Origin of the sequence: Lentibacillus salicampi, assembly GCF_004565465.1 — a bacterium.
GTDB lineage: Bacteria > Bacillota > Bacilli > Bacillales > Amphibacillaceae > Lentibacillus > Lentibacillus salicampi.
This window is the reverse complement of the sequence record NZ_SRHY01000007.1, coordinates 17,955-31,245: the sequence shown is the minus strand read 5'-3', so window position 1 is coordinate 31,245 and position 13,291 is coordinate 17,955. Positions and strand designations below refer to the sequence as shown.

The window sequence follows — 13,291 nt, the reverse complement described above, 5'->3', positions numbered from 1 at the left end:
TGTCCCATTACATGCGGGATAAAGTGGAACTTCATTCAGTGGAGGCGTCCCCTCCTTTACTGATACGATTTTTAGCTGTTGATTATGATTAACCCAGCGGCGTTTCACTGATATGCAAGGCAACCGTCAGCCGGCCTTCGTGATCATGCCCCGCCATCAATAACTGATGGTCTTTGTGTATGGTCCAATCCGTCAAGCCCTCAGCGTAGACCCAGCCCATTTCAGTTTTCAGTCCGGCCCGGTAACTATGACCGTCACCGATAATTTTTGCCTGTGAAAAATTGATCTTCGCATTGCGGATGTAAGCACCCACTTTATTCGCTTTATTAAAGTGACCCGCATAAGCGCCATTCGTCGTTTCCAAATGAATATAGACATCCTTATTTATGAACCCTTCCAGCAGTTGTTGAACCTTTTCAATTTCGATTGGTTTCATCATGACGTTCCTCCCCGGTAATCCTTCTTTTTTAACCTTATCGGAACGACGGGATTGCGTCAAAAGTTTTGACTGGATGTCGATCTCCGGCTCATGGTCAGTTTTGTTGATGGTCGCTGCTTTAGCGTTGATAGTTCCTCCTCCACCTTTGATGGTCACCGCTTTACCGTTGATAGTTCCTCCTCCACCATTGATGGTCACCGCTTTACCGTTGATACTTCCTCCTCCACCTTTGATGTTCAACTCTTTACCATTGATGTCCCTTGCCCCACCGTTGATGTTCACCGCACTACCATTGATGTCCCTCGCCCCACCGTTGATATTCACCGCACTACCGTTGATGTCTCTCGCTCCACCTTTGATATTCACCGCTTCACCGTTCATGGTTGCTGGCATGGCCCACTTCTAAAAATCAAAAAAGACAGTAAGCTCAAGCTAAGCTTACTGTCTGTATGACTATTTCGATCCGACTTCTTCCCGTTGCTTCATGTCTCGTTCCATTCGTTTGCGGTCTCGTTCCAAAATCGGTTTCAAATAGTGCCCTGTATAGGAGGCTCCGTTATCCGCGATTTCTTCAGGCGTTCCGGTCGCAATAATTTCGCCGCCGCCACCGCCGCCTTCTGGGCCAAGATCAATAATGTGGTCCGCTGTTTTGATCACATCCAGATTGTGCTCAATAATCAGGACCGTATCACCATTATCGACGAGCCGTTGCAGCACATCCAACAGCCGTCTGATATCGTCGGTGTGCAACCCTGTAGTTGGTTCATCCAGAATATAGAGTGATTTCCCATTAGACCGGCGATGCAGCTCACTTGCCAGTTTTACACGCTGTGCTTCACCGCCTGATAAAGTTGTGGCAGGCTGTCCCAATGTGATATAGCCAAGTCCGACATCGTAAACGGTCTGTAGCTTCCGTTTGATTTTCGGATGATTTTCGAAAAAGTTCAGTGCTTCTTCAATGGTCATTTCCAGAACGTCTGCGATATTTTTCCCTTTATAGGTCACTTCCAGCGTATCACGGTTATACCGTTTGCCATGACATACTTCACAAGGCACGTAAACATCCGGCAAAAAGTGCATTTCGATTTTGATGATGCCGTCGCCTTTGCAAGCCTCACAGCGGCCGCCTTTCACGTTAAAACTGAACCGGCCCTTTTTATAGCCACGGATTTTGGCTTCATTTGTCTGGGCAAAAACATCACGGATATCATCAAACACACCAGTATAGGTTGCCGGATTTGACCGTGGTGTCCGGCCGATTGGTGACTGGTTGATATCGATCACTTTCTCAATGTTCTTGAGGCCGTTAATCTTCTCGTGTTTTCCCGGTTTAACTTTAGCGCGATTCAATTGTTTGGCCAATGATTTGTGCAAAATTTCATTGACTAACGTACTTTTGCCGGAACCGGAAACCCCAGTCACAACCGTCAGCAGCCCAATCGGGAAGGATGCATCAATAGTTTTCAGGTTATTTTCTTCGGCACCGACAACTTTGATCTGCTTCCGCTTGTTTTGTTTGCGTCGTTTTGTCGGAATTGGCACATACTCGTCACCTGCCAGATATTTTCCTGTCAGTGACGCTTTGTTTTTTTTCACATTTTCCGGTGTATCGCTTGCAACTACCTCTCCACCGTGCTCGCCAGCTCCCGGACCAATATCGATCAAATGGTCAGCTGCCAGCATGGTATCCTCATCATGCTCAACGACAATTAATGTATTATCCAGATCACGCATCTGTTTCAGCGTATTGATCAGCCGGTTATTATCCCGCTGATGCAGGCCGATTGAGGGTTCATCCAGCACATACAACACACCTGTCAGCGCTGAACCAATTTGTGTTGCCAGCCGGATGCGCTGTGCCTCACCACCGGACAATGTGCCGGCAGTACGTGACAGTGTCAGATAATTAAGTCCCACATTGTTCAAAAATTCCAGGCGATCGATTATTTCTTTCAAGATCATGCGGGCAATGGTTTCTTCCTTCTCGGTCAGTTCGAGACCCTCAAAAAAAGCCTTGGATTCCGTAATAGCATAATCCGTCACTTCGCTGATGTGCTTCCCGTTCACTAACACCGCCAGTGCTTCTTCTTTGAGCCGGTGCCCGTGACATGTTGGGCATTTTTTGTTTGCCATGTATTTTCCCAGCAGTTCCCGGGTAAAATCAGACGGTGTCTCCCGGTACCTTCTGGCGATGTTATTCAAAACACCTTCAAAATAAATATGATTATCGCGCAGTTTGCCAAAGTCATTTTGATAGCTGAAATGAATTTTTTCCTTGCCGCTTCCATATAAAATTTTGTCCATCTGTTTCTTCGGAATATCCTTGACCGGAATCGTCATGTCAATTCCATAATGGTCACAAACACTTTTCAGGAGCTGCGGGTAATACTGTGAACTGACCGGTTCCCATGGTGCAATCGCATGTTGTTTAAGTGTTTTCTCCCAATCCGGAATCACCAGATCCAGATCCACTTCAAGATTTGTGCCGAGACCGTCACAAGACGGACACGCCCCAAACGGACTGTTGAATGAAAACAGCCGTGGTTCCAGTTCGCCGATGGAAAAACCGCAAATGGGGCATGCATGGTTTTCGCTGAACGTTAGCTCCTCATCACCGATGACATCGACGATAATATTCCCGTCACCCAACCCCAGTGCGGTTTCAATCGAATCACTCAGACGGCCGGAGACACCTTCTTTGACAACGATCCGGTCGACAACCACTTCAATTGAATGTTTTTTATTTTTTTCAAGCTGAATGTCGTCCGTCACCTCACGCATTTCTCCGTCAACACGAATCCGGACATAACCTTCCTGTTTCAGTTTTTCAATCGCTTTAACATGTTCACCTTTACGGCCGGAAACGACAGGTGCAAGGATTTGCATTTTCGTCCGTTCAGGGTACTCGAGTATCCGATCCACCATCTGCTGTACCGTCTGGGAACTAATTTCAATCCCGTGCCGCGGACATGTCGGGTGTCCCACACGGGCATACAATAAGCGTAAATAATCATAAATTTCCGTAACGGTGCCAACCGTCGAACGCGGGTTATTACTCGTTGTTTTCTGGTCGATTGATATCGATGGTGACAGTCCTTCAATGGCGTCTACATCAGGCTTATCCATTTGGCCTAAAAATTGCCGTGCATAAGCGGACAGCGATTCCACATAACGGCGCTGGCCTTCTGCATAAACTGTGTCAAAGGCCAATGATGATTTACCTGATCCGGACAATCCAGTCAGAACGACGAACTTATTTTTAGGAATGGATACATCGATATTTCGTAAATTATGCGCACGGGCGCCTTGGATTTTAATTTCTTTCGTTGGCATGAACAGGTCATCCTTCCACTTTGCTTGATCGGCTGCATTTAAAGATTGCCGTACTATTTATCGCCTTAATGGGCGCTGTATGAAGTTTCGCTTTATCAGGCGCCTTCTGCCTTTAGTTCAGACACAATATCCCGGAGCTCGGCAGCTTTTTCAAAATCAAGCGCTTTTGCTGCTTCCTTCATTTCCTTTTCCATATTGTCGATCATTTTCATTTTCTCTGTTTTTGACAACTCGGCAACGGTGTTTTTGTTTTCGTAATCTTCCGCGTCCTCGGCTGCAACGGTTGCCTGAATGACATCGCGGACTTCTTTGCGAATCGTTGTTGGTGTAATATTGTACTGTTCATTATAGGCCATTTGTTTTTCACGGCGCCGGTTTGTCTCATCAATCGCGACTTGCATGGAATTTGTAATCTTATCACCGTACATGATGACTTCACCACGTTCATTACGAGCCGCACGTCCCATCGTCTGGATGAGTGAGCGTTCAGAACGGAGAAAACCTTCCTTATCAGCGTCCAAAATAGCGACTAGGGACACTTCCGGAATATCCAGTCCTTCCCTCAGAAGGTTGATACCAACAAGCACGTCGTATTTACCGACGCGCAAATCCCGAATCGTTTCGAGCCGCTCCAATGTCTTAATTTCCGAGTGCAGGTAAGCAACTTTTATACCAATTTCCTTTAAATAATCTGTTAAGTCCTCGGACATTTTTTTCGTCAGCGTCGTGACCAGCACACGTTCATTCCGCTCAGAGCGCTTCTTAATTTCCGCAATCAAATCATCCACCTGACCATCGATTGGTTTAACCTGAACTTCCGGATCCAATAGACCGGTCGGACGAATGATCTGCTCCGTAACGTCCGGAGCATGCTCTTGTTCATATGGCCCAGGTGTTGCCGAGACATAAATCAGCTGATTGGTCGCTTTTTCAAATTCCCCAAACTTTAATGGGCGGTTATCGAGTGCAGACGGCAGACGGAAACCGTGGTCAACCAATACCTGCTTACGGGCCCGGTCACCATTATACATTCCTCTTATTTGCGGCAATGTAACATGTGATTCATCAATGACACACAGAAAATCATCCGGAAAAAAATCCATTAATGTGTATGGCGTTGACCCAGGTTCCCGAAACGTCAAATGCCTGGAATAGTTTTCAATCCCAGAGCAAAAACCCATCTCTTGCATCATTTCAATATCATAATTGGTTCGCTGTTCAAGCCGCTGCGCTTCCAGCAGTTTATTTTGTTCGCGCAACTCAGCCAGCTGTTCTTCCAATTCTTTTTTGATATTTTCAATTGCTTTTTTCAGCTTTTCTTCACGAGTGACAAAGTGGGACGCCGGGAAAATGGCCACATGTTCCCGGTCACCGATAATTTCACCAGTTAACGCATCAACCTCTCGGATCCGATCGATTTCATCCCCGAAAAATTCAATCCGGATACAATGTTCTTCTCGTGAAGCCGGAATGACCTCGACCGAGTCACCGCGAACGCGGAATGTTCCGCGTTGAAAATCGATATCGTTCCGGGCATACTGAATATCAACCAAATCACGCAAAAGCTGGTCGCGGTCCTTGTCCATTCCCATTCTTAACGAAAGCACCTGGCTCGCATACTCTTCTGGTGAACCCAGACCATAAATGCACGATACACTGGCAACGATCAACACATCACGGCGCTCAATCAGCGAAGATGTTGCCGAGTGCCGCAGTTTATCGATTTCGTCGTTAATGCTGGCGTCTTTTTCGATAAACGTATCGGTCGATGGGACATACGCTTCCGGCTGATAATAGTCATAATAGCTGACAAAATATTCGACAGCATTATTCGGAAAAAATTCCTTGAACTCACTATACAGTTGGCCAGCTAATGTTTTGTTATGGGCGATCACCAGTGTCGGCCGATTAATCTCCTGGATAGCGTTGGATACGGTAAATGTTTTTCCAGTACCTGTCGCACCCAATAATGTTTGATGCCGCTGTCCGGCTTTAACTTTTTCCACGATGTCCCTGATTGCTTCAGGCTGATCACCGCGAGGCTCGTATTGTGCTACCAGTTCAAATTTATTTTCCAAAACGAAAACCTCCGTTCATCATCTCAATCTATTCTATCACATTTAATGATTAACGAACAAATATTCGTTGTTCTATTCATTTCTTTTATACATTATCCATTTTACCCGATACGCGGGGGGAAAATCATTTATGAAGGGTTCGCTTGCCTTAACTGTTTCAGCTTAACCCGGGGGAGAAGGATGATGATCGCGGAGAACTACATACTAAAAAACATCAGCTTCAGGCCTGCTAATGTTTTTGCCCAATCATTTCTCTCATCAATACCGATGGGGGCCGTTTTTCAAGACATTCATGATAGATGTCAAGATTTTCGTCATACGCCCTTCGTTTCACTTCATCCGATAAAAATCGCAGCAATTGCTCCTCTATATTCTCACCTATATCAGCCGGAATGGCCACGTTCAGCTCCAGCAGTTGCCTGGCATTGATTCTTTCCTGTCCGGGCAATGGATGATATAAAAAAACCGGTTTTCGTTTCATGAGGCATTCACTGACCGTAACCCCGCCAGGCTTAGTCAAGACCGCATCAACTTGATCATACAGCAGATTCATTTCGGCTTTGTTTGCGATATACGGAAACGGTGTGACCATACGCGATTCGTTCGCGAGCAATTCCTGATACAATGCTTCATTTTTGCCACAAAGCACATAATAATGAATATTGTCGGACTTGGGCGCTATCAGCAAATGTCTAAGTGACCCCACTCCCAGACTGCCGCCGGTCACCAGTACTCTGGTAATCGTGTCGTCTGTCTTCACCTTTCCTGTCTCGGTCTGAAATACATGCCCAACTGGTATGCCAGTTACGTAAATTTGTTCGGGCCGCACGCCTTTTGCCATTAAATAGTCTTTGACCTGCATCGTCGGAGCAAAGTGGTAATCGATCCCCTCGATCCCCCAGAGGTCATTTACGAAATAGTCCGTATAAACATTGACCGTGACAGGTTTCAGTTTGTTTTTCATTTTTAAAACGCTTGCCATATTTGATGGCAGGGCGTGGGTACAAAATAAAATATGGGCGTTTTGCCGGTTCGTCAGCTGTTTAAAAAAATGAATGAACATAGCTTCATAAAGATACTGACGGTTATGGAAGGATGTTTTTTTATAAGCAGCACACCTGTACAGCCAGTCATAGACATCCGGGAAATATTTAATCCAGTTTAAATAGGCGAACGAAACAATTTTCTCCAAACTGCCATAACTATACGACAATATATCCACTTTGCTGCATACGATATCCTGAAGCTGGCGGGATTCGATGTCTTCGATTAAGGCATCTGCCACATGATGATGCCCGGTTGGAATTTGCATAAATGGTAAAAATAGTGCCGTTTCCATTGTGTTCCCTCCATTGCAAACCAGCTTGTTGGCTTCAATTACCAATGCGTGTTGATGATGTGAATGCTATAATCTGATTGGAAAGGAGTCGTTCAATGATCTATGTCTTAATAGGATTTATAATCGTATGTATTAGCTATTTCCTGTACAAAGCCTACAAAAATACACAGGATATACAGATAAATAAAATCAATATTCTTCCTGATTCGACTAAGCAGTTCCCGTCGTTATCCATCCTTCATCTATCCGATTTACACTTGGAAAACATATCCTTGACACCATCTCAGCTGGCCTCCAAGCTGAAAGATGAATCCGTTGATATCGTCGCTCTGACCGGTGACTTCCTGGATCGCAAACGCAGCATCCCAAAGCTATTGCCCTATTTAGACGTTCTCCAAGACATGAAACCCGCCTATGGTATCTATGCCGTTTTGGGGAATCATGATTATGTCCTGAAACCCGAAGATTTGGCCGAGCTAATGACCGTTTTGCAGGAGCATGATATCCATGTACTGCAAAATGAAAGTGAAACCATTTCCGTGCATGGGCAACTGCTCAACATCGTTGGGATTGATGACGACAGTACGAACCGAAGTGACGTGACGTTAGCGTATCAGGATGTTCAAGAAGGAACGGGAACGACGGTCGTCCTGACGCATGATCCCAACGTCGTTCTTCATATGCAGGGATACCGGTTCGATTTTTTAATGGCCGGGCATTTTCATGGTGGCCAAATCTGCTATCCGAAAGCCTACCATCTCGCTAAAATGGGCCGACTCGCAAAGCAAAATGTAATTAAAGGCTTGCATATGCATCATGAAACTCCCTTTTATATCAGTGAAGGACTTGGACAGACCGGGCTCAATATACGGATCGGTTCGAGACCCGAAATAACATTTCACCAGATTCCTCTTAGTCATTCCAAACGTGCCTCATTTAAACGTTTGAATAGTTCAGCAGCCGGTTCATCGACATGAACAGATAGGCAGGCGGGCTCCCGCATGACCTGTCTGCAATAAAATTAATCAGCAGGCATGTCAGCTGTTTAAATCGCCGGTAATACCCATTTTGGATTGCAAATGTTTCAAATCCCAGTCGCTTTGTTCCTTTGGTTAACATCGTAATGCCAATAACAGCTTTTATTTCGTGGCGTCTGGGGTGTTTTGCAATGTAGTGGGAAAGACACTGTAAATCATTACGGATCCTATGATATAACAGTAAGGCGCGTTGAACCTCGCTTTTAGCATTCTTTAGCTCACGGATCATTCGAACGTTGTGCAAGTGAATTTTCAGAAGCAAGTCCTGTTTATGAATGGTTGTGCCATCTTCCAGAACGACAGACGAACCTCTGTATTTGGTGAGCCTGACTCGGAATATCGTTTGATTGCGTTCATGATCAGCCACATGATGAAGCCTTGTAAAGTTGAAGTAAATGGGATCAAGCGTGTTCCATATCGTCAATAAATAGCTTTTCATACCTTTTTTCCTTTTCTTTAACTGGTTTACACTCCTTAGTTTGCTTTATGGGAAATAGAATATTGAAGGTATTTTAAACCAAAAATAAAAACCCGGCAGTGGAGGATGCCAGGTTTTTCCTTAATCTGTTCGGGGCTGCAATGCAGGTCACAAGGGCGTTGGCAGTTGACTTACGATTAGCCATTGCGCCCCTTTATCAGAACACGCCACGAAATGAAGTTTCACTTTAAGCGAGCTGTTTATCCCGATGGCGACTGGCTGCCGTAATGACCCCTAATTCATGGTGGTCTTCCTCATAAAGAGCACTTTGAACAAACCGGACTTCGCCATTGTCCCCGACTATTTCCAGTTTGAAAAAAGCCCCGCTTTCCTGCAGTGCGTAATAAAACTGTTCGATCCAGTCTATTTTCTTTCCATTGACTTTGACAATCGTTTCACCAACCAGAATTCCCACGCGATCTGCAGGTGTCCCGGGAATGACTGCCAATACCTTAATTCCTCTCGGTGTCTGACTAAAGAAAGGTGTTTTTTGCCGGTCCATTATCCGGTGTCTGTAGCTGAGATACTCGCGTCCGATGATGCCGACAACAATAGCTGCCAGGGAGAGCCAGCCGATAAAAATACTTCCGCCTGCCAGAAGCAGGACCACCACACTTAATATATGGGTTGATCTCGCTAAACGAGCAGCGGCTTTTTCAGGCAGATCGCTTCTGATCACATGATCAAATCCGATTATAAACGGTACGAGCATCAGGCTGTACGTTTCACCACCCAATGAAAAATACGGCCAAAAAGGCGCAATTGAGGTAATCGGACCCGCCGGAATCAAAACAAAAAAAGGAATGAGTGTCATTTTTTTAAGATGATGGACACCAATCCACGTTCCACGCCGTCCCAATTCCATATCCGGAAATGTTTTATTCCGTTTGTGCCGCTTTAACAAAAATGCCTCAGCCGGGAGTAACAAGGCTAACAGCAAACTCAAACCGGTAAAATTAGGCGCCGCAAATAAATTCAAATCGGTAAACGATTGATTTTCAAGTATAATAGGAGCCAGCAACAACAGTAAAAACGTTATTCCGAACGTATAAACAGGCGACAGCATCGTCAAACGTAATGATAAACTAAGCAGAATTGTCACAACTGCTATAAGCATGATGGTATCATATGAAAAAACCATACCCGCTCCGATGGTTATAATGGATAATCCGAAACCAAATAGCATCGATATCAGCCATGTATTTTTCCATTCTGAAAAGATATCAAAAATCTTCAGGCCGAAATGGTGCCGTTCTTTTTTAATTCGTTTGTAGCCGACAGCCATTGCTAAAATAATTGCCCAGTATACGAGAGGATTTAAGAAAAACCTCCCGACTCCATTTGCCAGTTCCACCATCCAGGATTCTACCATCATGATCACCCTCTGCCATAACTTCTGGTCTATGATTATATTCGCGATTTGTCGAAACATTTCCTGCATACTGTGAAAAGAAATCCGCGGGCATAACCCGCGGATAAACCCTATCCCACATGTAACAGATATGAATCTCTCCTTAAACAGGAGGCTAACGAACTTTAAATGCTCGATTCTGTTTACTTATACAAAACATCCATTGCCTTATCCATTTGAAGGTCGTCTTCACCGTTGCGGATTCGTTCAACGACAGTCGTTTCGATTAATCCTGCTGTTTCTTCATCGACTTCTCCGGTCACTTCCAGATCATTGTCTGCTTGAAAGCTTTCAACGGCAGCTTCCGTTTCCTGACTGAAATAACCATCGGTACGCCCCGGATCATAGCCCGTTCCTTCCAGCATCACCTGTACACTTTTCACATTTTCGCCGTTCTTATCATACGTGAGAGGTTCTTCGATCTGCACAGGGTTTGTAAAATAATAATCAGGCTGTTCCGCTTTGACAGTCGGTTTCACGCCTTTTTCATGGATCCACGTACCTTCGGGTGAAAGCCATTTGAAAAAGGTTAATTTAATCCTGCTTCCATCATCGCCAACCGGTACAGCACGTTGAACGGTGCCTTTGCCAAAGCTTTTCGTCCCAACAACATCATAGCCAACTTCTTTCATGGCCACTGCTAAAATTTCTGAAGCCGATGCACTACCCTCATTAACCAGTACACTGATTGGATATGGCTTTTTCTCTTCCCGGTTTGAATATGATTTTTGTTTTTTACCATCCGGATTTTCAATTTGAACATACGGTACATCTTTTGGAATGAAATTTTCCAGCACGCCTTCAACAGCTGATAAGACACCCCCCGGATTGCCTCGAACATCAATCACCAGGCCTTCAATATTATCATCTTCCAGTTCTTTCAATTGTTGGGTGAAATGTTCTGCTGTGTTTTCCGCAAATGACGTTATTTCAATGACACCCGTTTTCTTCCCATCGATTGACTCCACTTCAGAATAAACGGTTTCCACAGGTATGTCATCGCGTTCAAGGGTCACATCAAACGGGTCGGACACACCGGAACGTTGCACTTCGATAACAACTTCGGAACCTTTTTTACCGCGAATCTTTTCAACTGCTTCATTTAAATTCAGCCCATCAACACTTTCACCATCAACACTCAAAATCTGATCGTTTGGCCTTAACCCAGCTTCTTCGGCAGGTGAATCCTTAATAGGTGAAACAATGGTAACCTTCCCATTAACCATGCTTACTTCAGCGCCAATACCTTCGAACGAGGACTCAATCGTTTCGTTAAACTGTTCCATTGACTCCACATCCATATAGGAGCTGTATGGGTCTTCCAATGAGGCAACCATACCTTGGATGGCACCTTCAATTAATTGCTTGTCCTCAACATCCTCCAGGTAATGTTCCTTGATTAAATTATAGGACTGCGTCACTTTTTGCATGTTGGCCGGTGGTGCGCTGCTGTTCTGGCCGGATGTCTCCGTCTGATCTGCCAGCTCTCCCGTCGGATCGGGATCAGGCTGTGCCAATCTCACACCCAGAAATGCACCCACAAATCCAAGAATCAGCGCTGCCATCAGCAAAAGTGCTATATGCTGCTTTTTCAATTTCATCTTTTCACCCCAACTTATAATTTGCCGGTCGCTTGTCCATTTTAGAAGTCGAAGGAAGTAGGCAAGGATTATTGCTTATTATCTACAAAAAGGCATCACACCGTAATGTGCGATGCCTATAATACTATAGTTTATGCAAGCAAAATGCAATGCCATTCACTTAATTTTAGTTGAGATAATTGATTGGATTAACGGAATTACTTTTTGCTGCGTTCCAGCCGCCTTTATGAATTTCAAAATGCAAGTGCGGTCCGGTTGAAGCTCCGGTATTTCCGCTTGCCCCAATTGTCTGGCCGTTACTGACTGTCTGGCCTGCTGAAACAGAGATACTGCTCAAATGGGCATATAATGTCGTGTAAGATATCCCATTCATTGAATGAGATACTAATACAGCATTTCCGTAACCATTCATCGAACCATCATTCTCTCTATGGGTTGAGATAACAACACCGGAAGCAGCGGATCCAACTGACGTACCTACTCCAACCCCGAAGTCAACGCCGGCATGAAGTGAACCCCAGCGCTGGCCATATCCGGATGTAATACCAGCTGAGACAGGCCGACTGAACTTTCCATTACCTGAATTGGTTACTGTACCAGATGATCCACCTGAATTACCACCTGAGTTATTATTTGTTTCTTTTTCCTCTGCAAGCTGCTGCATTTCTTCTTTCTGCTGCTTGGCAAGCTCGATCGCTTTTTGATTCGCTGCTTCCTGTTTTTGTAATATTTCCTGTTCATCTTCCAGACTTACTTTATAGTCCTCAAGCTGATGCTGCTCTTCTTCCAGTTCACCCAGCAGGCTTTCTTTGTCACTCATCTGCTCGTCCAATTGTGCTTTCAGTGATTCAAGCTCTTGCTTTTGGCTCTCAAGCGATGCTTTCTTGTCTTCTATTTCAGCTTTGTTCTGTTCAACCTGTTTTTTCTTATCCTTTACTTCAGCTTGCTTATCCTCAACTTCCTGTTTTTCCTGCCTATGAACTTCCATAATGTTTTTGTCCTGGTCCATAATCGTATTGACTGCCGAGGTTCTGCTGATTAGATCACCAAAATTTTTGGAACCGAATATTACTTCTATGTATTTCATGCTCCCGCCATTTGACTGAATGGCGAGAAGACGATCTTTGAGTAATTCTTCCCGCTTTTTTATCCGTTCTTTTAATTCCTGAATGTCTTCTTTTAATTGTTCGACTTGTGCATTAAGTTCATCAATTTGACTGCTTAACTCGTCAAGCTGTGCATTTGTATCAGCTATTTCATTTTCTTTTGTTGCAATTTTTTCCCTGGTACCGGAAAGTTCCTGATCAATTGAATCAATCTCATTGTTAACACTGTCCTGTTCATCCAGATTTTCTTCAATTTTTTCTTCTGTATCCTGTTTATCGTCCTTCAGTTCGGATTTCTTTTCTTCTATTTCATTTTGTTCATTTTTTTTACTTTTAATCTCCTCTTCAAGTTCGTCACTTGATTGAGCAGATACTTTTTGCCAATCGATAAGACCGGTGCCGACAATCATGAGCACAATCAGTAAATAGGAAATAAATTTTCTCATTCTCGTTTCCCCTCTCTCTGCTA

Annotated in this window: 9 protein-coding genes; 1 reads left to right on the top strand and 8 read right to left on the bottom strand. The window is 44.5% G+C overall.

Translation table 11 applies throughout. From position 1 onward, the window contains the following. Window positions 1-88: 88 nt before the first annotated feature. From E4U82_RS07495 to E4U82_RS07480, 4 genes are all read right to left on the bottom strand, one after another. The gene (locus E4U82_RS07495; RefSeq protein WP_135109631.1) at window positions 89-436 is read right to left on the bottom strand and encodes a YojF family protein; all 348 of its coding nucleotides are present in this window, start codon (window positions 434-436) and stop codon (window positions 89-91) included. A 456-nt stretch (window positions 437-892) separates the two neighbouring features. Continuing rightward, window positions 893-3,772, bottom strand: a complete 2,880-nt coding sequence (gene uvrA / locus E4U82_RS07490) for an excinuclease ABC subunit UvrA (RefSeq protein WP_135109586.1) — start codon at window positions 3,770-3,772, stop codon at window positions 893-895. A gap of 95 nt (window positions 3,773-3,867) precedes the next feature. Next, entirely contained in the window at window positions 3,868-5,850 is a 1,983-nt protein-coding gene (uvrB, locus tag E4U82_RS07485) for an excinuclease ABC subunit UvrB (RefSeq protein ID WP_135109585.1), read from the bottom strand. A gap of 229 nt (window positions 5,851-6,079) precedes the next feature. Next, window positions 6,080-7,189, bottom strand: a complete 1,110-nt coding sequence (locus tag E4U82_RS07480) for an MGDG synthase family glycosyltransferase (protein WP_135109584.1) — start codon at window positions 7,187-7,189, stop codon at window positions 6,080-6,082. Window positions 7,190-7,284: 95 nt separating this feature from the next. Here E4U82_RS07480 and E4U82_RS07475 point away from each other — a divergent pair, with 95 nt between their 5' ends. Continuing rightward, window positions 7,285-8,166 carry a metallophosphoesterase gene (locus E4U82_RS07475; protein ID WP_135109583.1) on the top strand — a complete coding sequence of 294 codons (882 nt, stop codon included), beginning with the start codon at window positions 7,285-7,287 and terminating at the stop codon, window positions 8,164-8,166. Here the strand turns inward: E4U82_RS07475 and E4U82_RS07470 are convergent. The 4 genes from E4U82_RS07470 to E4U82_RS20450 all read right to left on the bottom strand — a co-directional run bounded on the left by E4U82_RS07470 (window position 8,126) and on the right by E4U82_RS20450 (window position 13,268). Then, on the bottom strand, window positions 8,126-8,665 hold the full coding sequence (locus E4U82_RS07470) for a YkoP family protein (protein WP_135109582.1): 540 nt from the start codon (window positions 8,663-8,665) through the stop codon (window positions 8,126-8,128). The two genes, E4U82_RS07475 and E4U82_RS07470, sit on opposite strands and share 41 nt — an antisense overlap. A gap of 226 nt (window positions 8,666-8,891) precedes the next feature. Next, a complete protein-coding gene (locus tag E4U82_RS07465) occupies window positions 8,892-10,076 on the bottom strand; it encodes a PDZ domain-containing protein (RefSeq protein ID WP_135109581.1) in 1,185 nt (394 codons plus the stop codon). Window positions 10,077-10,258: 182 nt separating this feature from the next. After that, window positions 10,259-11,716, bottom strand: coding sequence for a S41 family peptidase (locus E4U82_RS07460; RefSeq protein ID WP_135109580.1), 1,458 nt, complete (start codon window positions 11,714-11,716; stop codon window positions 10,259-10,261). 166 nt (window positions 11,717-11,882) lie between these two features. Beyond that, the gene (locus E4U82_RS20450; protein WP_135109579.1) at window positions 11,883-13,268 is read right to left on the bottom strand and encodes a murein hydrolase activator EnvC family protein; all 1,386 of its coding nucleotides are present in this window, start codon (window positions 13,266-13,268) and stop codon (window positions 11,883-11,885) included. Window positions 13,269-13,291 lie beyond the last annotated feature (23 nt).

Coding starts and splice junctions, on each gene's coding strand:
- E4U82_RS07495 (WP_135109631.1), bottom strand. CDS start 436: ATGAAACCAATCGAAATTGAAAAGGTTCAACAACTGCTGGAAGGGTTC.
- uvrA (WP_135109586.1), bottom strand. CDS start 3,772: ATGCCAACGAAAGAAATTAAAATCCAAGGCGCCCGTGCGCATAATTTA.
- E4U82_RS07480 (WP_135109584.1), bottom strand. CDS start 7,189: ATGGAAACGGCACTATTTTTACCATTTATGCAAATTCCAACCGGGCAT.
- E4U82_RS07475 (WP_135109583.1), top strand. CDS start 7,285: ATGATCTATGTCTTAATAGGATTTATAATCGTATGTATTAGCTATTTC.
- E4U82_RS07470 (WP_135109582.1), bottom strand. CDS start 8,665: ATGAAAAGCTATTTATTGACGATATGGAACACGCTTGATCCCATTTAC.
- E4U82_RS07465 (WP_135109581.1), bottom strand. CDS start 10,076: ATGGTAGAATCCTGGATGGTGGAACTGGCAAATGGAGTCGGGAGGTTT.
- E4U82_RS07460 (WP_135109580.1), bottom strand. CDS start 11,716: ATGAAATTGAAAAAGCAGCATATAGCACTTTTGCTGATGGCAGCGCTG.
- E4U82_RS20450 (WP_135109579.1), bottom strand. CDS start 13,268: ATGAGAAAATTTATTTCCTATTTACTGATTGTGCTCATGATTGTCGGC.